Consider the following 21,643-nt stretch of genomic DNA (forward strand, 5'->3'; position numbering starts at 1 on the left):
TCCACGCGTCGAGCGAGCGGGGCGATGACCCGGCGGCACCTCGGGTGCATCAGCAGCCTCACGGCTACCGACAAGAGGATGGTGCACCAGTGAGCTTTTCCACCCACATCCTGAACGCCGCGACGGGCCGCCCCGCCGCGGGAGTCCCCGTACGGCTGGAGCGGGACGGCGAGGTCGTGGCCGAGGGCCGCACCGACGACGACGGCCGGATCAAGGGCTGGAACCCCGGCCGGGGCGTGCACCGCGTCGTCTTCGACACCGGCGCGCTGACCTCCTTCTACCCCGAGGTGGTCATCACGTTCGCGGTCGACGACCCGGACCAGCACTACCACGTGCCGCTGCTGCTCAGCCCGTTCGCGTACTCCACCTATCGAGGGAGCTAGATGCCTGTCATTCTCGGGCCCAACCGCTACGGAAAGGCGGAGACCAGGGTCGTCCGGGTCGTGCGGGACGGCGGTGTCCATCACATCAAGGACATCAACGTCAGCTCGGCCCTGTCCGGCGACATGGCCGATGTCCACCTGACCGGCAGCAACGAGGCCGTTCTCCCCACTGACACGCAGAAGAACACCGCCTTCGCCTTCGCCAGGAAGCACGGCATCGGCCAGATCGAGGACTTCGCCCTCCTGCTGGCCAGGCACTACGTCGGCAGCCAGCCCACGATCGGCCACGCCCGCGTGGAGATCGAGGAGTACGGCTGGCGGCGCATCCCCGTCTCCGGCGGCCCGTCCGAGCCCCGGCACTCCTTCGTCCGAGACGGTCAGGAGGTGCGCACCTGCGTGGTCCACCACGACGAGGACGGCCGCACCACCGTCGTGTCCGGCCTGAAGGACCTCGTGGTGCTCAACTCGACCGGCTCGGAGTTCCACGGCTACATCGAGGACGAGTACACGACGCTGAAGCCCACCACCGACCGCATCCTCGCGACCGCGGTCTCCGCCCAGTGGCGCCACAGCGGCGAGTCCCACGACTTCGGCGCCTCCTACGACTTCGGCACTTCCTACGACGAGGTACGGCGCTGCCTGCTCGAAGCCTTCGCCGGCACCCACAGCCTCTCCCTCCAGCAGACCCTGTACGCCATGGGCAGGCGGGTGCTCGACACCCGCGAGGAGGTCTGCGAGATCAGGTTCGCGATGCCGAACAAGCACCACTTCCTCGTGGACCTGGCGCCGTTCGGGCTCGACAACGACAACGAGGTCTACTACGCGGCCGACCGGCCCTACGGGCTGATCGAGGGCGCCGTCCTGCGGGACGACGCGCCCGATGCCGCCTTCGCCTGGGAGTGACTGACTGATGGAGTTCTTGCGGCCCACGACGTGGGCGGAGGCGCTGGCCGCCAAGGCGGACCAGCCGGAGGCCGTGCCCATCCAGGGCGGCACCGACGTGATGGTGGAGATCAACTTCGACGTGCACAGGCCGCCGGCGCTGCTCGACCTCAACCAGGTGGGCGAGCTGGCCACCTGGTCGCGGGAGGGCGACACCTACCGGGTTGGGGCGGGCCTGCCGTACGTGACGATCATTGAGGAGCTGGGCGGGGTGCTGCCGGGGCTGGCGCAGGCGTCGCGGACGGTCGGCTCGCCGCAGATCCGCAACCGCGGGACCGTCGGCGGCAACCTCGGCGCGGCCTCGCCCGCGGGCGACAGCCATCCGCCGCTGCTGGCGGCCGGGGCGGTCGTCGAGGTGGAGTCGCGGGCGCGCGGGGTGCGGATGATCCCGGCGCACGAGTTCTACCTGGGCGTCAAGCGCAGCGCGCTGGAGCCGGACGAGCTGATCAGGGCGGTCCGGGTCGAGGCGGCGCGCGGGCCGCAGTACTTCTCCAAGGTCGGCACCCGCAACGCCATGGTCATCGCGGTCTGCTCGTTCTCGGTCGCGCTGCACCCCGGCGAGCGCCGGGTCGGGACCGGGATCGGCTCGGCCGCCCCCACCCCGCGCCGCGCCCTTGAGGCCGAGGAGTTCCTGGCCGGCGAGCTCGACTGGGACGCCCGCCTCGACTCCGCGGTGCTCAAGCGCTTCGGCGAGCTGTGCTCCCGGGCCGCCTCGCCGATCGACGACGTGCGCGGCACCGCCGACTACCGCAGGCACGCCATCGCCGTGATGGCCCGCCGCACGCTCACCTGGGCGTGGAACGACTACCGGAAAGTGAGGGCCGCCTGATGAGGGTCTCCTTCACCGTCAACGGCCGCGACGAGTCCGTCGACGACGTGTGGGCCGGAGAGAGCCTGCTCTACGTGCTGCGCGAGCGGGTCGGGCTGCCCGGCTCCAAGAACGCCTGCGAGCAGGGCGAGTGCGGATCCTGCACCGTCTACCTGGACGGCACGCCGGTCTGCTCCTGCCTGGTCGCCGCTGGCCAGGCCGAGGGCCGCCAGGTCCGCACCGTCGAGGGCCTGGCCGACGGCGACCGTCTCGACCCGGTGCAGGAGGCGTTCGTCGAGTGCGGCGCCGTGCAGTGCGGTTTCTGCACGCCGGGGCTGATCGTGCAGGCGCACGACCTCATCGAACGCGTGCCCGACCCGTCCGACGCGGAGATCCGCGAGGCGCTCGCGGGCAACCTGTGCCGATGCACGGGCTACGAGAAGATCCTCGACGCGGTACGGCTGGCCGCGTCCCGAAAGGCCGTCACCCCATGATCATCGAGAACGTGTACATCGCGCCGGTCGTCGGCACGGAGATCCCGTCCGGATACGTCCGGATCGAGGGGGACCGGATCGCGGAGGTCGGCTCCGGCCCCGCCCCTGCCAACCCCGGCGAGACCCGGATCGACGGCACCGGCTGCCTGGCCACGCCCGGCCTGGTCAACACCCACCACCACCTCTACCAGTGGGCCTCGCAGGGCCTGGCCCAGGACGCCACCCTGTTCGAGTGGCTGGTCGCCAGCTACCAGGTGTGGGCCGCCATGGACGCCGAGGTCGTCAAGGGCGCCGCCGCCGCCGGGCTCGGCTACCTGGCGCTGTCGGGCTGCACGCTCTCCAGCGACCACCACTACGTCTTCCCGAAGGGCCGCGGCGACCTGTTCGCCGCCGAGATCGAGGCCGCCAGGGAGCTCGGCATCCGCTTCCATCCCGCCCGCGGCTCCATGGACCGCGGCCAGTCGCAGGGCGGCCTGCCGCCGGACGTGGTGGTCGAGGACCGCGACACCGTCCTGGCCGCCACCTCCGAGGCCATCGACGCCTACCACGACCCGTCGTTCTCCTCGAAGCTGCGGATCGCGGTCGCGCCCTGCTCGCCGTTCTCGGTCACCGCCGAGCTGATGACCGACGCCGCCGAGCTGGCCAGGGCCAAGGGCGTACGCCTGCACACGCACCTGGCCGAGACGCTCGACGAGGACGAGCACTGCGTCGAGGCGTTCGGCGTGCGCCCGGTCGACTACATGGAGAAGCTCGGCTGGCTCGGCCCCGACGTGTGGTTCGCCCACACCGTGCACCTGAGCGACGCCGACATCGACAAGTTCGCCGCGACCGGCACCGGCGCCGCCCACTGTCCCTCCTCCAACGGCCGCCTCGGCGCCGGGATCGCCCGCGTCTCCGAGATGCTGCGGCGCGGGGCCAACGTGGGACTCGGCGTCGACGGCAACGCCTCATCCGAGCTGACCACGCTGTCCGGCGAGATGCGCCAGGCGCTGCTGTTCCAGCGCGCCGCGCACGGGCCCACCGCGCTCACCGCCCGCCAGGCGCTGGAGATGGCCACCATGGGCGGCGCGCGCAACCTCGGCCGGGCCGGCGAGCTCGGCTCGCTGGAAGCGGGCAAGCTCGCCGACATCGCGCTCTGGCGCGTGGACAGCGCCTTCGCCAGCGCCGTCGAGGACCCCGTCTGCCAGCTCGTGTTCGCCACCCGGCAGCCGCCGCTGGCCCGCCTGCTCGTCGGCGGCGAGATCGTCGTCGAGAACGACGAGCTGAAGACCGTCGACCAGGACGCGTCGGGACGCGCGGGCGCCGAGGCGCACCGGCGGCTGATGCGGCTGGCGCGGGAGCGGGGATTCTCCGTCGCCAAGGAGGTACACACGTGACACTCCCGCTGCGCGCGCCGCACGACATCGCCGCCCCCGGCATCGGGGGAGTGGGCGAGAGCACGTTGCGGCCCGACGGGACGCTCAAGGTCAAGGGCGAGTTCGCCTACGCCTCCGACCTGTGGGCGGAGGGAATGCTGTGGGGCGCGACGCTCCGCAGCCCCCATCCTCGGGCCCGCATCGTCTCGATCGACACCGCCCCGGCCCTCGCCCATCCGGGGGTGCGCGCCGTACTCACGCACGAGGACGTGCCCGGCCGCAAGCACTACGGGCTCGACCTCACCTGGGACCAGCCCGTGCTGGCCATCGGCGAGGTACGCCACCAGGGCGAGGCGATCGCGCTCGTCGCCGCCGACCACCCGGAGACCGCCCGCCGCGCGCTCGACAAGATCGCGATCGAGTGGGAGATCCTGGAGCCGCTGACCGACGCCAGGCGGGCCGCCTTCGACCCTTCCTACCCGCAGGTGCAGGACCGGCCGAACCCGGCGCGCCACCAGCCGGTCAGGGTCGGCGACGTCGAGGCGGTGCGCGCCGGCGCCGAGGTCGTGGTCACCGGCACCTACGAGGTCGGCATCCAGGACCAGGCCTTCCTCGGCCCCGAATCCGGCCTCGCGGTGCCCGCGGAGGACGGCGGCATCGAGCTGTATGTCGCCACCCAGTGGATGCACAACGACCTCAAGCAGATCGGCCCCTGCCTCGGCCTGCCCGAGGAGCGCATCCGCATGACGCTGTCCGGGGTCGGCGGCGCGTTCGGCGGGCGCGAGGACCTGTCCATGCAGATCCACGCCGCCATGCTCGCGCTGCACACCGGCGCGCCGGTCAAGATGATGTACAACCGGCACGAGTCGTTCTTCGGCCACGTGCACCGGCATCCGGCCCAGATGCGCTACGAGTACGGCGCGTCCAGGGACGGCAAGATCCTCTACGCCGACGTGGAGATCGTCCTGGACGGCGGCGCGTACACCTCGGCCACGCTCAACGTCGTGGGCAACGCCGCTTCGCTCGGCGTCGGCCCCTACGAGATCCCGAACGTCAAGATCGACGCTTATGGCGTCTACACCAACAACCCGCCCTGCGGGGCGATGCGGGGGTTCGGCGCGGTTCAGGCGTGTTTCGCCTACGAGTCCATGATGGACAAGCTGGGTGACGCCTGCGGGATCGACCCGGTGACCATCAGGCGAACAAACGCCGCCTCCCAAGGGTCCGCGCTGGCCACCGGGCAGATCATCCACGCGCCGCTGCCCATGAAGGACATGCTCGCCCAGGCCCGCGACCTGCCCATGCCCGCGCCGCTCGACAGCTCCGACATCCGCAACCTGCCCGGCGGCGCCTCCCAGACCACCCACGGAGAAGGAGTACGGCGCGGCGTCGGCTACGGCGTCGGCCTCAAGAACATCTGTTTCTCCGAGGGCTACGACGACTACTCCACCGCCCGGGTGCGCCTGGAGGTCATCGGCGGGGTCGCGACCGCGCTGGTGCACACCGCCGCCGCCGAGGTCGGCCAGGGGCTGGTGACCATCGAGGCCCAGATCGCTCGCACCGAGCTGGGAATCGAGAACGTGGTCATCCATCCGGCCGACAACCAGGTGGGCAGCGCGGGGTCGTCGTCGGCGTCGCGGCAGTCGTACATGACGGGTGGTTCGGTCCAGGCGGCTTGCTGGGCCGTACGCGATCGCCTCTTCACGCTCGTGGACGGGCTGTACGACGATTTGTCGCTCGCCGGGGGAAAAATCATCTCAGCCTCGCGGGGAGTGATCGCGAGCATCGAGGACGTCCTGGGCGACCGGGTCATCGAGGAGACCCGCGAGTACCACCACCACCCCACCACCGGCATGGACCCGGTCACCGGCCAGGGCGACACCCACACCCAGGTCGCGCTCTGCGTCCACCGGGCCGTCGTCGACGTCGACGTCGAGCTCGGCCTGGTGAAGGTGGTCGAACTGGCCGCCGTCCAGGACGTCGGCAAGATCCTCAACCGCCTCTCCCTGGAAGGCCAGATCCACGGCGGCACCGCCCAGGGCCTCGGCCTCGCCGTGATGGAGGAGATCGTGGTCAGCGACGGCAAGGTACGCAACCCGTCCTTCACCGACTACCTCATCCCCACCATCCTCGACATGCCGCCCATGCGGCTGGAAATCCTCGAGAACGCCGACCCGCGCGCCCCATACGGGCTGCGTGGCGCCGGAGAGCCACCCACGCTCTCCTCCACCCCGGCCATCGTCGCGGCCATCCGCGACGCCACGGGGCTCGCACTCCACCGAGTGCCTGTGCGTCCGGAGCACATCACGGGATGAACCACTCCGGGTGAGTTGATCAACAGGGGCAGCCCGCACCCCCCATGTCAGCGGGACAGACTCCACAACCGCACCCAGCGGCAGCGCAGCCGCAGGTCGACCACGCCCGAGGAGGGCCCCGACCATGACCCAACTCCAGACAAAACCCCCAACCGGAGCGCTAGACCGGTTCTTCGACCTGTCGGGCAGGGGGAGCACCGTCGGCAGGGAGGTGCGCGGCGGCATCACCACGTTCGTGGCCGTCGCCTACATCATCCTGCTCATCCCGATCATCCTCAGCGGCGCCAAGGACGTCACCGGAGCCCAGCTCACCATCCCGCAGCTGACCACCGCCGTCGCCCTGTCGGCCGCGCTCACCACGATCCTCATGGGCCTGGTGGGCAACGCCCCGTTCGCGCTGGCCTCCGGGCTCGGGGTGGCGCCGGTGGTGGCCTTCCAGGCGGCGCCGTTCATGACCTGGGACCAGGCCATGGGCCTGGTCGTGCTCGAAGGCGTCGTGATCGTCGTCTTCGCCCTCACCGGCATCAGGCAGCTCATCATGGACGCCATCCCCACCGGCCTGAAACACGCCATCGGGGTCGGCATCGGCATGTTCATCGCGCTCATCGGCCTCGTGGACGCCGGATTCGTCGGCAGGGGAGAGGGCACGCCCATCACCCTCGGCACCGGCGGCCACCTGCAGGGCTGGCCCGTGGTCGTCTTCTGCGCCGGGCTGCTGCTCATGCTCGGCTTGTACGTGCGCCGCGTGCCGGGAGCCATCCTCATCAGCATCGTCGCCGCGACCGTGCTGGCCATCGTCATCAACGCCGCCGTCGACGGCCTCAAGTGGGGCGTCGTCACCCCGGCCATGCCCAAGGACATCGTCGCCACCCCCGACTTCGGGCTGCTCGGCTCCATCGACCTGTTCGGCGGATTCGGGCAGGCCGGCATCCTGACCGCCACCGTGGTGCTGTTCACGCTGGTGCTGTCGGGCTTCTTCGACGCGATGGGCACGATCATCGGCGTCGGCGAGGAGGCCGGGCTGTCCGACGACAAGGGGCAGATCAAGGGCATCGGCAAGATCCTCACCATCGACGGCTTCGGCGCCATCATCGGCGGCGCCACCGGAGCCTCGGCCAACACGGTCGTCGTGGAGTCGGCGGCGGGAGTCGGGGAGGGCGCTCGCACCGGCCTCGCCAGTCTCGTCACCGGCGGGTTGTTCGCGGGGGCCATGTTCCTGACCCCGCTGGCCGCCGTCGTGCCCGCCCAGGCGGCGGCGCCCGCGCTGGTGCTGGTCGGCGCGCTCATGATGACGGCCGCCCGCAAGATCTCCTGGGACGACCTGGAGCTGGCCGTTCCGGCCTTCCTCACGATCTCCCTGATGCCGTTCACCTACTCGATCACCAACGGGGTGGGGGCGGGGATCGTCGCCTACACCGTGATCAAGGCGGCGCGCGGCAGGTTCTCCGAGATCCACTGGCTGCTGTGGCTGATCACGGCCATCTTCGTGGCCTACTTCGGGATCTCGTTCATCGAGGGGCTGTTCGGCTAGGCCCCTTCTGCCCAGGGGGAACGTCTTGGGGCGTTCCCCCGCCTACAGCTCAAGGAGACACCATGCGTGATCTCGTCGACGACCTCCTGGCCTGGAGCGGGGAGGGCCGGCGGTTCGCGGTCGCCTCCGTCGTCGGGGTCAGCGGCAGCGCGCCCCGCGAGCCGGGCGCCGCGCTGGCCGTGGCGGAGGACGGCACCGCCGTCGGCAGCGTCTCCGGCGGCTGCGTGGAAGGCGCGGTGTACGAGCTGTGCCTGCGCTCCCTCGAAGAGGACCGGCCCCTGCTCCAGACGTTCGGCTACAGCGACGACGAGGGGTTCGCTGTCGGGCTGACCTGCGGCGGCATCATCGAGATCCTCGTCTGGCCGAACACCGCCGAGCCAGCCTTCCGCTCTTACCTGGAGGCGCTGGCCGCCGACAAGCCGGTCGCCCTGGCCCGGATCCTGCCTCCGGCCAGTGGCGACCCCTCCTCGCTGACCCTTGAGGCGAGCGGAGAAGCCACCGGCACGTTCGGCGACCCGGGCGTCGACCGCCTGGTGACAGCCGAGGCGGCGGCCATGCTGGACACCGGCGTGACCGGCGTCAGAGAGGTGGGATGTGATGGCCTGCGGATGTTCGTGCAGACCTACGCGCCCCCGCCCCGGTTGCTGGTCTTCGGCGCCATCGACTTCGCCGCCGCCCTCACCCGCGCCGGCCGCTTCCTCGGCTACCACGTGACCGTCTGCGACGCCCGCCCGGTCTTCGCCACCCGCAGGCGCTTCCCCGACGCCCACGAGGTGGTCGTCGACTGGCCGCACCGCTACCTGGAGCGCGCCCCCGTGGACGCCCGCACCGCCATCGCGGTCCTGACCCACGACCCGAAGTTCGACATCCCCCTGCTGGAACGGGCCCTGCGCACCGAAGCAGGGTACGTGGGCGCGATGGGCTCGCGCCGTACCCACGACGAGAGGTCGCGCCGCCTGCGCGAGGCGGGCCTGACGGAGGCGGAACTGTCGCGGCTGCGCTCCCCGATCGGCCTCGACCTCGGCGCCCGCACCCCTGAGGAGGTCGCCGTCTCCATCGCCGCCGAACTCGTGGCCACCCGCCGCGGCGGCACCTGCCACCCGCTGGCCTCCACCTCCGGCCCCATCCACGCCCTCACCCGCTAGGCGCGCCTGCGCTCCCGGTAGGCGCGGACCTTCGCGATGCTCCCGCACCCCCGTGAGTCCGAACCCCCCGGGCTCATCACGCACCAGCGGCGGCTGCCGTTGCGGCTGTGGTCGTAGAAGACCCACGAGCAGTCGGGACAGGCCTTGAGCCGCGCCCACTGACCGGCCCGCACCGCCTCGGCCACCACCGCCAGCACCCGGCCCGCCGCCGTGCCGTCCTCGGGGGTCAGCACGACCGGCGGGCTCTCGGGGTCGGACGAGAGCCCGGCCCGCAGCGGGTGCCGCTCCAGCCACGACGCCAGTACGGCCGGCCGCTCGACTCCCAGAGCCGCCCGCAACGCCGCCCTGAGCTCCGCCATCTCACCGAGGTCGGCCGGATCGGCCAGCGTCTCGGGCAGCCTGTCCTCGGCCACTCGCGTGTCGTTGGGCACCCACCACGTGTTGAGGAACGTCCGCACCTGCTCCAGCGCGCCCGGCGCCACACTGTCCGTCATGTAACCAGTTTACTCGATAGCCGGTAACTGTTACCGTCTATAAGTATGACCGGTAAACAGTATCTGGCCGTACTGCGTTCACCGGGGGTCGGTGTCTGGTTCGCCGTCCTGGTCTGCCAGCGGTTCCCGGTGGCCGCCGCGCCGCTCGCGCTGGTCTTCCTCGGACACGCCGTCACCGGCTCCTACGCCGTCGGCGCCCTCCTGGGCGGCGGCCACGCGCTCGCCGAGGCGGTCGCGGCGGGCCCCCTGGGCAGGCGCTTCGACCGCCGCCCCGCCCGCTCGGAGACCGCCCTGGTCCTGGGCGTGGAGGCCGCCGCCTTCGCCCTGCTGGCCCTGCTCGCCACCGCCTCTCCCCGCGCGGAGTGGTGGACGCCCGCGGGCATGCTCGCCCTGGCCGGGCTCGGCGGCGCGATCTCCGCGGGCGCGCACGGCGGCCTGCGCGCCCTCCTGGTACGGCTGGCGCCACCCGAACGCCGCGTACCAGCGCTCAGCCTCGAATCGGCGGCCAGCACGACCGTCTGGACCGTCGCCCCCGCGGTGGTGGCGCTCCTGGCGGTCGTGGACGCCCGCCTCCCGATCCTGTTGATGGCCGCCGTGGCGGCGGCGGGCGCGCTGGCCGGACGCCGCCTGCTCGACCCGCCCAGGACCGCCACCGCCCACCGCGCCCGCCTGTGGCGGATCAGCTGGCCCGCGATGGCGTACGACGGGGCGATGATGTTCGCCTTCGGCGCCGTCAGCCTGGCCCTGCCGGTCCTCCTGGCCACGCACGGCGCCGGCGCCGCCCTGTCGGGCCCGGTCCTGACCGCGTACACGCTGGCCGGCATCGGCGGCGGCCTCCTGTACGGCGCCCGCCGCTGGCCGGGCACCCCGCTGGCCCAGGCGGCGCTGCTGTCGGCCGGGATCGGCCTGGCGCTGGGCGCGGCCGCGCTGGTCCCGGTGCTCGGCCTGGTCGTGGCCCTGTTCGCGGTCGCCGGCCTCCTGCAGACGCCCGCGCTGACCGCCCGCGCGGTGTCGTTGCAGGACCGGCTGCCGGAGTCGCAGTGGGCCGTGGGCTTCTCCGGCATGTACGCGGCGGGCGGGCTCGGCTACGGCGCCGCCGGCATGACCGTGGCCTGGCTCGTGGAGCGCGTCGGCGCCCAGCCGGCCATCGGCCTGTGCGTGGCCCTGAGCACGCTGGTCGCCCTGGGCTCCTCAGCGGCCGAACGCCGCCAGCTCACCACCGACGCGGCGCTGGCCTGACACGTCACGGCGGAGCGGTCCGCCGTGTCTCACGCCAGGTTGCCGTGCAGGCGGATCCTGGCCAGGCCGCCGTCCGGGTAGATGTCGGCCCGCACGTGGGTGACGGGCCCGGCCTCCTCGACGCGGAAGCGGTGCGGGGTGTCCGGCTGCAGGCGGGTGCGGGGGAGCAGGTCGAACCAGTCGCCGTCGCCGTCCCTGCCCCGCAGCCGGATCGCGCCCGGCGCGTTGAACAGCAGGTTCGTCGTGTCGAGCTCGGCAAGCCTGATGACGCCCCGCCCGGCCAGGCGCACCTCGATCCAGTCGTTGCCCTCGTCGCGCCGCCGCGCCGTCTCCCAGCCCTCCGCCTGGTGCCTGGCCAGGCCGGGGGCGATGGCGTTGTGCGGCGCGGAGTAGAACTCGTTCGAGCACCCGGTCACCACCGCGCCGTTGGCCAGCGCGGCCAGGTCGAGGCTCAGCCCGTCATACAGCGACAGGTCAGGGCGTACCTCGCCGTGCACGCGCAGCCGGGCGATCCCCCCGTCCGGGTACATGTTCAGCCGCACGTGGGTGTAGCGCCCCTCGTCGCGCACCTCGAAGTGATGCTCGGCGTCACCCTTCAGGTCGACGCGCGGCAGGATCTCCACCCACGCGGCCGACGCCAGCTCCTCCGGCGACGGGGAACCGGCCACCTCGCACGCCTCCACCGAGGCGTGCGGCGGGAAGTTCCCCTTGAACCACGCCGTGTCGATCACCACGCCGCGCACCGTGCCGGGCAGCCCCAGCCTGATGATCGCCCAGTCGTGGCCGGGCGTGCGGCGGCGGCGGGTCTCCCAGCCGTCGTACACCTGTCCCTTGTTGCCGAACGTCTCCGCCTGGAAGGCCGGTCTGCCCGGCCGGACGAGCGCCTCCTTCTCGGCGAACGACTCGTCGCTGGCGGCGATGACGGCGCCGCCGTACCCACGCAGGGCGAGGTCCGGAAGTCTGGTGAAGGCGGCCATTCAGTGTGCTCCCAACTGCAGAAAGGCTCCGTACGGCGGCGCCGTCGCCTCGACGCGCCGGCCGCGGAGCCAGGTGGTGCGGACCACGCCCCGCAGGGCGCGCCCGTGGTAAGGGGTGACGGGGTTCTTGTGGTGGAGTGCCCGGGCGTCGACCTGGTGACCGGCCTCGGGGTCGAAGGCGACCAGGTCGGCGTCGTACCCGGCGCGGATGGCGCCCTTGCCGGGGACGCGGGCCAGCCGGGCGGGGTTCGCCGACATCCAGCGGGTGACGTCGGCCAGGCCGTACCCGCGCGCGTAGCCCTCGGTCCAGACGGCGCTCAGCCCGAGCTGCAGCGAGGCGATGCCGCCCCACGCGGCGGCGAAGTCGGGCACCTTCAGGTCGGCGGGCGACGGCGAGTGGTCGGAGACGACGCAGGTCAGCACGCCGTCGGCGAGTCCCTGCCAGAGCAGGTCGCGGTTGGCGGCCGAGCGGATGGGCGGGCAGCACTTGAACGCGGTCGCGCCCTCGGGCACCTGCTCGGCGGCGATGGTCAGGTAGTGCGGGCAGGTCTCGGCGCTGATCGGCAGGCCCTCGGCCTGGGCGGCGCGCAGCGGCTCCAGGCAGTCGGCGCTGGAGACGTGCAGGACGTGCGTGCGGGCGCCGGTCTCGCGGGTCAGCCTGATCACCTGCTCGACGGCGCTGCGCTCGGCCGAGCCGGGGCGCGAGTCCAGGAACTCGGGGTAGCTCGGGCCGACCGGCTCGGCCAGCAGCGCTGGGTCCTCGGCGTGCACGATCATCAGGCCGTCGAAGGCGGCGATCTCGGCCAGCGCGAGGCGTACCTCGTCGGGCGACAGCGGCGGGAACTCCTCCACGCCCGACGGCGACAGGAAGCACTTGAAGCCGAACACGCCCAGCTCGTGCAGCGGCCGCAGCTCCTTGACGTTGCCGGGCACCGCGCCGCCCCAGAATCCGACGTCCACGAAGCACTGCCCGTCGGCGGCGGCCCGCTTGGCGGCGAGCGCGGCCGGCGTCACCGTGGGCGGCAGCGAATTGAGCGGCATGTCCACGATCGTGGTGACGCCGCCCGCCGCGGCCGCCCGCGTCGCCGAGGCGAACCCCTCCCAGTGGGTGCGGCCCGGCTCGTTGACGTGCACGTGGGTGTCGACCAGGCCGGGCAGCAGCGCCACCTCGCCGAGGTCGAGCTCGGCGGCCGCGGGCGTGCGCGCCTCGTGCGGGCGCACCGCCGCGATCTTCCCATCCCGTACGGCCACCGCCGCCGCGCGCACCCCCTCCGGGGTCACCACACGCCGCGACCGGATCACCAGGTCGTCCATCTCACCTCCAGTCGGCGGCGATGCGCGCCGCCAGCCGTTCGAGCAGCGGGCCGGCTTCGGCCATGCAGCGGTCCAGGTCGGGCTCGATGTCGCTGAGCGCGTAGGCGGCGCGGATCCCGGCGGCGTCGAGCTGCTCGTCGGTGAGCGTGCGCCGCCCGCAGACGGCCACGACGGGCACGCCCGCCTTGGCGGCGGCCCTGGCGACGCCCACGGGGGCCTTGCCGCGCAGCGACTGCTCGTCGAGCGAGCCCTCGCCGGTGACGACGAGGCGGGCGCCGCGCACCTGCTCGCCGAAGCCGAGCAGGTCGAGCAGGTACTCGATGCCCGGCTGGATGTCGGCCTTGAGGAAGGCGAGGGCGGCGAACCCGACCCCGCCCGCGGCCCCAGCGCCGGGCGCACCCGCGACGCCGATAGGTCTGGGGATGCCGTCATGCTCGACCGCACCGACGAGCCCATGAGTGGCCGCCGCGCGGGCCGCCAGCCGGGCCAGCCCGGCCTCCAGCACCTGCACGTCCTCGGGCGAGGCGCCCTTCTGCGGCCCGTAGACGGCGGCGGCGCCGTGCGGGCCGAGGAGCGGGTTGTCGACATCACTGGCGACCACCACCTCAACCCCGGAAAGGTCGACAAAAGCGGACACGTCGATCTTCGCCAGGTTCCGCAACGCCGCCCCGCCCTCGGGCAGCTCCGCCCCAGCTTCGTCCAGGAACCGGGCGCCCAGCGCCCGCGCCATCCCGGCCCCGCCGTCGGTGGAGGCGCTGCCGCCGATGCCCAGCACGATGCGCGTCGCGCCCCGCTTGACCGCGTCCGCGATCAGCTCGCCGGTGCCGTAGCTGGTGGCGCCGAGCGCGTCCGGCGCGCCGGGCAGCCTGCGCAGCCCGGACGCCTCGGCCATCTCGACCACGGCGACCGGCGCCTTCCAGGCGTACGCGGCCTGGACGGGCTCGCCCGTGGGGCCGGTGACGGTCAGCGGCACGCGCTCGAAACCGCAGGCCACGGCGGCATCGACGGTCCCGTCGCCGCCGTCGGCCACAGGCAGCTCGACCGTCGCGACACCCAGGCCGGCGCTGACCCGGGAGGCCACTTCGGCCGCCGTGAGCGACCCCTTGAACTTGTCGGGGGCAACAAGCACGTGCTCCACCACTACGAACTCCTCGCGAGCTGTTACAGAATGGCCGGACGCGCCTTCCTGCCCGGTGCGAGCGGGCAGGAAGGCGTGCCTATCATCACACCTGCTCCGGAAGGGGTTCGAACTCCCGCACCGCGTCGATGGACGACAGGCTGTGCGGGGTGTTGGCCTCGCGCTCGATCATGATCTCGACCAGCACGGGCCGCGAGGTCCGCTCGGCCTCCTTCGCCGCCCACTCCAGCGAGGAACGGATCTGGGCCGGGTCGAAGACGCGCGTGCCCGCGCAGCCGTACGCCTCCATGATCTTGACGTTGTCCGAGCCGAACTCGTCGTAGTGGATGTTCACCTCGTAGTTCATGTCGTAGCCGATCGACGCCTGCCGGATCAGCCCCAGGTACTCGTTGTTGAGCATCACCAGCACGAACGGCACGTTGTACTGCGCCGCCACCGCCAGCTCCTCGACCAGGAACTGGAAGCCGTAGTCGCCCACGACGCCCACGACCGTGGCCTCGGGCTGTGTTGATTCGAGTGCCTTCTTGACGCCGATCGCCGCCGGGATCTCCCAGCCGAGCGGCCCCGCCTGCCCGCACACCTGGTAGCGCCGCGGCTTGCCGGCCTTCTGGTGCTGGCCGCCCCAGATCTGGTAGAGGCCGATCGCGGTGACGAAGTAGGTCTCGTCGTCGAAGTACTCGTTGATCTCCTTGTAGACGCGCGGTGCCTTGATCGGCACGTCGTCGAAGTCCTCGCGGCGGGTGAGCGTGCGCTTGAGCTCCCGCACGCGCGCCACCCACGCTCCCGGCGTACGGCTCACGCCGCGCTCACGCGCGAGCGCGATGACCGCCCGCAGGAACAGCCGGGTGTCGGAGACGATGCCCAGGTCGGGACCGAAGACCCGGCCGATCTGGGTGGGCTCGATGTCCACGTGGATGAACGTCCGCGACCCCCGGTAGACGTCGAGGGCGCCGGTGTGCCGGTCGCCGAACCGGGCGCCGAGCGCCAGCACCAGGTCCGACTCCAGGAAGGAGGCGTTGCCGTACCGCTGGGAGGTCTGGATGCCGGTCATGCCGCAGTAGAGCGGGTGGTCCTCGTCGATGGAGCCCTTGCCCATGAGCGTGGCCTGCACCGGGATCTGCAGCAGCTCGGCCAGTTCGGCCAGTTCGGGCGAGGCGTCGGCCAGGATGACGCCGCCGCCGGACAGGATGATCGGCCGCTCGGCGGCCAGCAGCATGTCCAGGGCGCGCTCGACCCGCGGCAGGTGCGGGTGCACCGGGCTGACGGGCAGCGGGGCGTCGATGGCCGGGTCGTACTCGATCTCCTGCTTGGCCACGTCCACCGGGATGTCGATCAGGACCGGCCCCGGACGGCCCGATCGGGCGATGCGGAAGGCCTCGCGGAAGATCCAGGGGACCTGCGCGGCCTCCTTGATCTGCACGGCCCACTTGGTGACGGGTTTGGCGATCTCCACGATGTCGACCGCCTGGAACGCCTCCTGGTGCAGCTTGGTCGAGGCGGCCTGGCCCGTGACGCAGATCATCGGGATCGAGTCGGCGATCGCGGTGTACAGCCCGGTGATCATGTTGGTGCCTGCCGGGCCGGAGGTGCCGATGGCGACGCCGACCCGGCCGTTGGTACGCGCCCAGCCGTCGGCCATGTGCGTGGCGCCCTCCTCGTGCCTGACGATGAGGTGCTCGATGCCGCCGAGCCGTTCCATGGCCTTGTACAGGGGCAGGATCGCCGCGCCCGGACAGCCGAAGGCGACGTCGACGCCCTCCGACCGCAGGACGTGGACGACGGCCTCCATCGCTGGCATCTTCATCGGCTGAGCCCTTCGACGACCTTGAGCAGGGCTGAGTGGTCGAGGCCGCCGTGCCCCTGTGCCCGCGCGGCGGCGATGAGCTGCGCGGTCAGCGCGCCCATCGGGATGGCCACCTCGGCGCCGCGGGCGGCGTCGAGGATGATGCCCATGTCCTTGTGGTGCAGGTCGATGCGGAAACCCGGACGGAAGTCGCGGGCCAGCATCGAGGCGCGCTTGAGCTCCAGGATGCGGCTGCCGGCCAGGCCGCCGGCGAGCACGTCCAGGCCCGCCGTGGCGTCCACGCCCGCCGCCTCCATCAGCACGATCGCCTCGGCGACCAGCGCGAAGGTGCCGCCGACGACGAGCTGGTTGGCGGCCTTCACGTACTGGCCTGCCCCCGGGCCGCCGACCAGCTTGTACGTCTTGCCGACGGCCTCGAAGACCGGTCTTGCGGCCTCGAAGTCGTCCGCCGAGCCGCCCACCATGATCGACAGGACCGCGTCGACCGCGCCCTTCTCGCCGCCGGAGACCGGGGCGTCGAGGCTGCGCTTCCACTGCTGGGCGACCTTTTGCGAGGTCTGCGGGGTGATGGTGGAGAAGTCGATGTACAGGGCGTCCGGCCGGGCGTTCGCCGAAATGTCCGGGAAGACCGCCTCGACCTGCGGGTCGGCGGGCAGCATCGTGATCACCACGTCCGCCCCGCGCACCGCCTCGGCCACGCCGCCCGCGAGGGCGCCCCCGAACTCCACGGGGTTGAGGTCGTAGCCGGTCACCTCGTGTCCCGCCTTGACCAGATGCCCGGCCATGGGCCTGCCCATGATCCCGAGCCCGATGAAACCGATCTTCACTAGCTGAACTCCTTGATCCAGTCGAAGTCGAGGCCGGGGTCCTTGTACTCCAGGCCCACCCAGCCGTCGTAGCCGTCCAGAAGGCGCTTGAGCGGGATCTCCCCGGTCCCCGGACGGCCCCGGCCCGGCGCGTCGGCGATCTGGACGTGGCCGACCAGCGGATGTGCGAGAGCCGCGGTCAGGTCCTCGCCCATGCGGGCCAGGTGGTACAGGTCGCACAGGAAGCGCACGTTCGGCTCCCCGACGTTCTCGATCACGTCGATCGCGCCCTTCACCGACACCAGCGGATAGGACGGCGACTCGTAGCTGTTGAGCGCCTCGACCAGCACCACCGCGCCGATCTTCGCCGCCTTGCGCGCGGCCAGCGCCAGGTTCTCCAGCGCCAGCACGTCCTGCTGCCGCTCCTGGCCGGCGACGCGGTTGCCGTACAGGGCGTTGAGCGCCGTGCACCCCAGCCGCTCCGCGATGCCGATCGCGACGTCGAGGTTGTCGCGCAGCCGCGCCCGGTCCGCGGGCCGGGAGAACAGCCCGCGCCCGCCCTCGGCGATGTCGTCGGCGAAGTTAAGCCCGACCAGCCGCACTCCCGCGTCCTCGACCGCGGCGACGAACGCGTCCACCTCGTGGTCATCAGGTACGGCGGCCGCGAACGGCCACCAGAACTCCACCCCGTCGAACCCGGCGGCCTTGGCCGCGGCCGGCCTCTCCAGCAGCGGGAGGCCGGTGAACAGGATGGAGCAGTTGACGTCGAACCTCACGCTCTCTCCTTGTAGGTCGTCCAGGAACCGAAGTCGGTGATGTCGGCCAGCTCGGCGTGCGAGGTGTTCGGCCGGCGCAGCAACATCGCCAGCGCCGACCTGCCGTCGGCCAGCTCGATCACCCCCAGCTCCAGCTCCGGCGGCTCGGCCGGCAGGACCTGGTCACGCAGCCGGTCCAGGTCCAGGTCGTACAACTCGCCGTCGATCTCGGCGCCGCCGTGCGAGACCGGGTACAGCGCGGGGCAGCGGCCGCCGACGGAGTAGAAGCGGTACTTGGCCGCCGTACGGGTCTCGGCCACGAGCGGCGCGTCGCCGAGCAGGTGGTGCAGCGGTCCGCCCCGCATGGCGCCGCCGTTCAGGAACATCAGGGTCATGCAGGCTCCTTCGCTGTGGACGGGGCCCGTAGGTCTGCCCGGTGGCGGGCAGCGCGGTGCCTGAGTGCCGTTTCAGTACACCCAGCGGCCTCCTGGCTGGTCTAGCCGCCAGACGTCCGAAGCTGGCGGGTGTGGCAGGCGATCAGCTTGTGCGTTGTGCCAAGCCCGGGCGGCTGAAGAGCACGTTGTGTGCGAGGGTGGGCCTCGGCATAGGACGGAGGCGGTCGTGGAGCGGATCACGGCGGAGCAGCGGCGGGCCCGGCTGGGCGCACGGCACGCGCTGGCGCGCAAGGCGGCCGGCGTCGAGGAGGTCGTGGAGTCGGTCGTGGCCCTGCACGCGACCGACCCGGCGACGGTGTTCCTGTCGGCCGGCGCCCGCCTCGGCCTGCCCACGGTCGCCGCGGTGGAGAAGGCCCTCTACACCGACCGGACCCTCGTGCGGATGACCGGCATGCGGCGCACCGTCTTCGTCGTGCCCGAGGCGCTCGTGCCCGTCGTGCACCACTCCTCGGCCGTGGCCATCGCCGCCAGGGAGCGCAGGGTGCTGGTCAAGCACTTCGCCGAGGGCGGGCCGTACGACGAGGAGTGGATCGCCACCACGGAGGCCGCGGTGGTCACGGCGCTGGGCGAGCTCGGCGAGGCCGCCGCCACCGAGCTCGGCGCCGTCGTGCCCGAACTGCGGCGGCAGATCGTGTACGGCCCCGGCACCCCCCAGGAGACCCGCCAGGGCGTGGCCACGCGCCTGCTGACGCTGATGGCCATGGACGGCACGCTGGTCCGGCGCGGCCGCCCGGCGGGCTCCTGGATCAGCGGCCAGCACAGATGGGCACTGGCCGGCCCGATGCCCGACCTGCCGGTGGCCGAGGCCCAGTCCGCGCTCGTGGAGCGGTGGCTGCGGGCCTTCGGGCCGGGCACCGAGGCCGACGTCAAGTGGTGGACCGGCTGGACGCTGGGCGACACCCGCCGCGCGCTGAAGGCGCTGGACGCGGTGCAGGTCGAGCTCGACGAGGGCATCGGCTACGTCCTCCCCGACGACCCCGCAACCCCGTCACCCGAGCCGTGGGCCGCCCTGCTCCCCGCGCTGGACCCGACCCCGATGGGCTGGCAGGGACGCGACTGGTACCTCCCCCAGGAGCACCGCGCCGACCTGTTCGACCGTAGCGGCAACGTGGGCCCGACCGTCTGGTGGAACGGCCGGGTGGTGGGCGGCTGGGCGACCAGGGCGGATGGCGAGGTCGTCTGGCGCCTGCTGTCCGACGTGGGTTCAGAGGCCCGCGCCGCCATCGAGTCGGAGGCGGCCGGCCTGGCCACCTGGCTGGCCGGCGCCAAGGTCACCCCCCGCTTCCGCACCCCGTTGGAACGCGCGCTCACCGCCTAATTTATCGGGACTTAGCACCACTGGCCCTACAAAGATCCTCGGCGTGAGGGACACCTCCACGCGCCGCCGGACGTCGAAGGGATCATTGTGGGGAAACGACTGACCGCGGGACTGGCCGGTGCCGTACTCGCGCTGGGCCTGGCCCAGCCCGCCACCGCCCGGGTCGATCCCGGCACGGGCGACGTACGGCGGGCCGTCGCCCAACTGGCCGGCACGAGCGGGGTGCTGGGGGCGATCGGAGAGCTGTACGTCGACGGCAGGCGCGTGGGCCACGGCAGCGCCGGGTCGCGGCTGCTCGGCGGCAAGGGCGGGAAGATCCCGACGGACGCGCGCTACCGGGTCGGCTCCCAGACCAAGGGCATGACCGCCACCGTGATCCTCCAGCTCGTCAAGGAGGGCAAGCTCGGCCTGGACGACAAGCTCGCCGACGTCCTGCCCGTCGTGGCCGGCAAGGACCTGGTCGAACGGGCCGCCGACATCACCGTCCGGCAGCTGATCAGGCACACCTCCGGCGTACCTGAGTGGTTCAGGCCGGATCTCGTCGACGTCTTCGACTTCACCACCTACTACCGCCCGGCCGACCTGCTCAAGCTCTCGCGTACGCAGCCCCGCACCGGCGAGCCGGGGGAGAAGTTCGCCTACTCCAGCGCCAACTACACGCTGCTCACCATGATCATCGAGCGGATCACGGGCCGGAGCCTGGCCGCCGAGTTCGAGCGGCGGCTGTTCCGGCCGCTGGGGATGAGCGCGACGTACCTGCCGATCCGGCCCCCGCAGGCCATCAAGGGCCCGCACGGCCACGGCTACGCGCCCACCCCCGGCGGCGAACTCCGCGACATGGACCGGCTCAACGCCAGTTGGGGACACGGCGCCGGCGGCGTCATCTCCACGGCCCGCGACATGAGCACCTACCGGCGGGCCTTCCTCCAGGGCAGGCTGCTGCCCGCCGACCTCCAGCGGGTGATCACCGACCCGCCGGAGGGCGCGCCCCCGCCGCCGTCACCGCCGTGCGGCGGGCAGATCGTGCAGACCAACGGCGGCGCCCCCGGCTTCACCTCGGCGACCATCAGCACCCGCGACGGGCGCAAGCACTTCGCGATCTCCACCACGCTGGACGCCGAGCAGAACCTGAACGTGATCAGGGCCATCTCCAAGGCCGCCGAGTCCGTCCTGTGCCCGAACGGCCCGAACGGCCCGGACACCCCGGCGAGCCCGCAGAGCGCGGGAACAGACGGGTAGCGGGGGAGCGGTCTTGGAGCGGTCAGCGCGGGGCGAAGACGGCGATCTCGCCCCGCGCGACCGGCAGCCGCTTCATCCGCAGAGCACCTTCACCCGGCCGCCAGTCCACCACCATCGACGCGTAGTCCGACTCGGCCGGATACACCTTGTCCGTCATCACATAATCGCCGGTCAGCACCAGCCGCCCGTCCGGGGTCCACGCCATGGACGCGGTCTTGATCGAGGCGGGCGCCGGCATCGACGGCAGCCGCGTCCAGCGGAGCGTCCCGACCTCCAGCACCCACACGTCCAGGTACTGCCGAGGCCCGGGAAACGCCGGATCCCCGAACCGGACGGCCAGCAGCCGCCCGGCGGCGTCGGGAACCGCCACCACCGAACGCCCTTCGGTGGCCGGAGACGTCACCGGGGTGGTCCGCCGGGTGGCGGGATCCAGCAAGGCCAGCGACTCCTTCCCTCCGGTCCCGACAGACCGCACCAGCGCCAGCCGCCGTGTGGCCCCCAGCGCCTGCCACCCCGGCTCCCCCCGGGACACGCTCAAGGGCCGCCCGCCGTCGCGGGAGAGCACGGCCATGGTCCCGTCGTTCCGGTTGGCCAGCAGCCCGAGCACCGAGTCGGCGAACGGCGCCTCATCACACCCGACGGGAAACCCCGGCCGCAGCGCCTTGCCCGCGAAGGAGAACTCCCGCAGCTCGCACCGGGACCCGGCGGTCCGCGTCACCCACACCCCGCGCCCGTCGCGCGAGGCGAACGCCCACACCCCGTCCGCCAGCGCCCGTGCCCGCACGCCGTCGAGCACGTAGAACCGCCCCGGATCCCGCCTCCCGGGCTTGACCGCGGCCACGACAGTCCGCCGCCCCGCCACGAACCCCCAGTACTCCCTGCCGGTCGGCAACCCCTCGATGGCCGTGCGCCGCCCGGAGTCCACATCCAGCAGGTACGCCCGCGCTCCGGTCACCAGCAACCGCAGCCCACCGCCGGTCAGCGGCCCGCCGGCCAGCGGCGCCATCGGCCGATCCCCGCGGGCGAAAGGGATGGAAGGGGTGGGAGCGGGCGCGGCCGTACCCGATGACGTGCACCCCGCCACGACCGCCAGCGCGACCAGCACCACAGCGACTCTCATGAACCTCATAC

The 21,643-nt window shown here is 72.4% G+C and carries 20 protein-coding genes; 11 read left to right on the top strand and 9 right to left on the bottom strand.

Annotated elements, in window-relative coordinates; all coding sequences use genetic code 11:
* Window positions 1-89 precede the first annotated feature (89 nt).
* The 8 genes from uraH to HNR40_RS11990 all read left to right on the top strand — a co-directional run bounded on the left by uraH (window position 90) and on the right by HNR40_RS11990 (window position 8,973).
* Window positions 90-383: a hydroxyisourate hydrolase gene (gene uraH, locus HNR40_RS11955; protein ID WP_184960560.1), complete on the top strand. Its 294-nt coding sequence runs from the start codon at window positions 90-92 to the stop codon at window positions 381-383.
* The gene (gene pucL, locus HNR40_RS11960; RefSeq protein ID WP_184960561.1) at window positions 384-1,286 is read left to right on the top strand and encodes a factor-independent urate hydroxylase; all 903 of its coding nucleotides are present in this window, start codon (window positions 384-386) and stop codon (window positions 1,284-1,286) included.
* A gap of 7 nt (window positions 1,287-1,293) precedes the next feature.
* Entirely contained in the window at window positions 1,294-2,154 is an 861-nt protein-coding gene (locus HNR40_RS11965; RefSeq protein ID WP_184960562.1) for an FAD binding domain-containing protein, read from the top strand.
* The gene (locus HNR40_RS11970; RefSeq protein WP_184960563.1) at window positions 2,154-2,627 is read left to right on the top strand and encodes a (2Fe-2S)-binding protein; all 474 of its coding nucleotides are present in this window, start codon (window positions 2,154-2,156) and stop codon (window positions 2,625-2,627) included. Before HNR40_RS11965 ends, HNR40_RS11970 begins: the two co-directional genes overlap by 1 nt.
* A complete protein-coding gene (locus HNR40_RS11975) occupies window positions 2,624-4,003 on the top strand; it encodes an 8-oxoguanine deaminase (protein ID WP_184960564.1) in 1,380 nt (459 codons plus the stop codon). Before HNR40_RS11970 ends, HNR40_RS11975 begins: the two co-directional genes overlap by 4 nt.
* A complete protein-coding gene (locus HNR40_RS11980) occupies window positions 4,000-6,297 on the top strand; it encodes a xanthine dehydrogenase family protein molybdopterin-binding subunit (protein WP_312896298.1) in 2,298 nt (765 codons plus the stop codon). The genes HNR40_RS11975 and HNR40_RS11980 overlap by 4 nt, the downstream gene beginning before the upstream one ends.
* A 124-nt stretch (window positions 6,298-6,421) precedes the next feature.
* Window positions 6,422-7,828: an NCS2 family permease gene (locus HNR40_RS11985; RefSeq protein ID WP_184960565.1), complete on the top strand. Its 1,407-nt coding sequence runs from the start codon at window positions 6,422-6,424 to the stop codon at window positions 7,826-7,828.
* Between the two features lie 62 nt (window positions 7,829-7,890).
* A complete protein-coding gene (locus tag HNR40_RS11990; protein ID WP_184960566.1) occupies window positions 7,891-8,973 on the top strand; it encodes an XdhC family protein in 1,083 nt (360 codons plus the stop codon).
* Here the strand turns inward: HNR40_RS11990 and HNR40_RS11995 are convergent.
* Window positions 8,970-9,467, bottom strand: coding sequence for a CGNR zinc finger domain-containing protein (locus HNR40_RS11995; protein WP_184960567.1), 498 nt, complete (start codon window positions 9,465-9,467; stop codon window positions 8,970-8,972). The two genes, HNR40_RS11990 and HNR40_RS11995, sit on opposite strands and share 4 nt — an antisense overlap.
* Before the next feature lie 45 nt (window positions 9,468-9,512).
* Between HNR40_RS11995 and HNR40_RS12000 the strand changes: the two genes are divergently transcribed.
* The gene (locus HNR40_RS12000; RefSeq protein ID WP_184960568.1) at window positions 9,513-10,706 is read left to right on the top strand and encodes an MFS transporter; all 1,194 of its coding nucleotides are present in this window, start codon (window positions 9,513-9,515) and stop codon (window positions 10,704-10,706) included.
* Between the two features lie 29 nt (window positions 10,707-10,735).
* Here HNR40_RS12000 and alc read toward each other — a convergent pair whose 3' ends face one another.
* The 7 genes from alc to HNR40_RS12035 form a co-directional block, all read right to left on the bottom strand.
* Window positions 10,736-11,683 (bottom strand): allantoicase, encoded by a 948-nt coding sequence (alc, locus tag HNR40_RS12005; protein ID WP_184960569.1) that lies wholly within the window; start codon window positions 11,681-11,683, stop codon window positions 10,736-10,738.
* Window positions 11,684-12,997, bottom strand: a complete 1,314-nt coding sequence (allB, locus tag HNR40_RS12010; RefSeq protein WP_184960570.1) for an allantoinase AllB — start codon at window positions 12,995-12,997, stop codon at window positions 11,684-11,686.
* Between the two features lies 1 nt (window position 12,998).
* The gene (locus tag HNR40_RS12015) at window positions 12,999-14,135 is read right to left on the bottom strand and encodes a glycerate kinase (protein ID WP_312896360.1); all 1,137 of its coding nucleotides are present in this window, start codon (window positions 14,133-14,135) and stop codon (window positions 12,999-13,001) included.
* Window positions 14,136-14,220: 85 nt separating this feature from the next.
* Window positions 14,221-15,933, bottom strand: a complete 1,713-nt coding sequence (gene gcl, locus HNR40_RS12020) for a glyoxylate carboligase (RefSeq protein WP_221340326.1) — start codon at window positions 15,931-15,933, stop codon at window positions 14,221-14,223.
* A 2-nt stretch (window positions 15,934-15,935) separates the two neighbouring features.
* The gene (locus tag HNR40_RS12025) at window positions 15,936-16,766 is read right to left on the bottom strand and encodes an NAD(P)-dependent oxidoreductase (protein ID WP_184960571.1); all 831 of its coding nucleotides are present in this window, start codon (window positions 16,764-16,766) and stop codon (window positions 15,936-15,938) included.
* A complete protein-coding gene (locus HNR40_RS12030) occupies window positions 16,766-17,521 on the bottom strand; it encodes a hydroxypyruvate isomerase family protein (RefSeq protein ID WP_312896299.1) in 756 nt (251 codons plus the stop codon). Before HNR40_RS12030 ends, HNR40_RS12025 begins: the two co-directional genes overlap by 1 nt.
* Window positions 17,518-17,895: an allophanate hydrolase-related protein gene (locus HNR40_RS12035; RefSeq protein WP_184960572.1), complete on the bottom strand. Its 378-nt coding sequence runs from the start codon at window positions 17,893-17,895 to the stop codon at window positions 17,518-17,520. Before HNR40_RS12035 ends, HNR40_RS12030 begins: the two co-directional genes overlap by 4 nt.
* Before the next feature lie 226 nt (window positions 17,896-18,121).
* Between HNR40_RS12035 and HNR40_RS12040 the strand changes: the two genes are divergently transcribed.
* The gene (locus HNR40_RS12040) at window positions 18,122-19,273 is read left to right on the top strand and encodes a winged helix DNA-binding domain-containing protein (protein ID WP_184960573.1); all 1,152 of its coding nucleotides are present in this window, start codon (window positions 18,122-18,124) and stop codon (window positions 19,271-19,273) included.
* An 87-nt stretch (window positions 19,274-19,360) separates the two neighbouring features.
* Entirely contained in the window at window positions 19,361-20,512 is a 1,152-nt protein-coding gene (locus HNR40_RS12045) for a serine hydrolase domain-containing protein (RefSeq protein WP_184960574.1), read from the top strand.
* 22 nt (window positions 20,513-20,534) lie between these two features.
* On the opposite strand, the gene HNR40_RS12050 is transcribed toward HNR40_RS12045, so the two are convergent.
* Window positions 20,535-21,632 carry a Kelch repeat-containing protein gene (locus HNR40_RS12050; protein ID WP_184960575.1) on the bottom strand — a complete coding sequence of 366 codons (1,098 nt, stop codon included), beginning with the start codon at window positions 21,630-21,632 and terminating at the stop codon, window positions 20,535-20,537.
* Window positions 21,633-21,643 lie beyond the last annotated feature (11 nt).

The organism is Nonomuraea endophytica (genome assembly GCF_014203235.1).
GTDB lineage: Bacteria > Actinomycetota > Actinomycetes > Streptosporangiales > Streptosporangiaceae > Nonomuraea > Nonomuraea endophytica.

Excerpts from the sequence above, each read along its gene's own strand:
- pucL (WP_184960561.1), top strand. The coding sequence starts at position 384 with ATGCCTGTCATTCTCGGGCCCAACCGCTACGGAAAGGCGGAGACCAGG.
- HNR40_RS11965 (WP_184960562.1), top strand. The coding sequence starts at position 1,294 with ATGGAGTTCTTGCGGCCCACGACGTGGGCGGAGGCGCTGGCCGCCAAG.
- HNR40_RS11970 (WP_184960563.1), top strand. The coding sequence starts at position 2,154 with ATGAGGGTCTCCTTCACCGTCAACGGCCGCGACGAGTCCGTCGACGAC.
- HNR40_RS11975 (WP_184960564.1), top strand. The coding sequence starts at position 2,624 with ATGATCATCGAGAACGTGTACATCGCGCCGGTCGTCGGCACGGAGATC.
- HNR40_RS11985 (WP_184960565.1), top strand. The coding sequence starts at position 6,422 with ATGACCCAACTCCAGACAAAACCCCCAACCGGAGCGCTAGACCGGTTC.
- HNR40_RS11990 (WP_184960566.1), top strand. The coding sequence starts at position 7,891 with ATGCGTGATCTCGTCGACGACCTCCTGGCCTGGAGCGGGGAGGGCCGG.
- HNR40_RS11995 (WP_184960567.1), bottom strand. The coding sequence starts at position 9,467 with ATGACGGACAGTGTGGCGCCGGGCGCGCTGGAGCAGGTGCGGACGTTC.
- HNR40_RS12000 (WP_184960568.1), top strand. The coding sequence starts at position 9,513 with ATGACCGGTAAACAGTATCTGGCCGTACTGCGTTCACCGGGGGTCGGT.
- alc (WP_184960569.1), bottom strand. The coding sequence starts at position 11,683 with ATGGCCGCCTTCACCAGACTTCCGGACCTCGCCCTGCGTGGGTACGGC.
- allB (WP_184960570.1), bottom strand. The coding sequence starts at position 12,997 with ATGGACGACCTGGTGATCCGGTCGCGGCGTGTGGTGACCCCGGAGGGG.
- gcl (WP_221340326.1), bottom strand. The coding sequence starts at position 15,933 with ATGCCAGCGATGGAGGCCGTCGTCCACGTCCTGCGGTCGGAGGGCGTC.
- HNR40_RS12035 (WP_184960572.1), bottom strand. The coding sequence starts at position 17,895 with ATGACCCTGATGTTCCTGAACGGCGGCGCCATGCGGGGCGGACCGCTG.
- HNR40_RS12050 (WP_184960575.1), bottom strand. The coding sequence starts at position 21,632 with ATGAGAGTCGCTGTGGTGCTGGTCGCGCTGGCGGTCGTGGCGGGGTGC.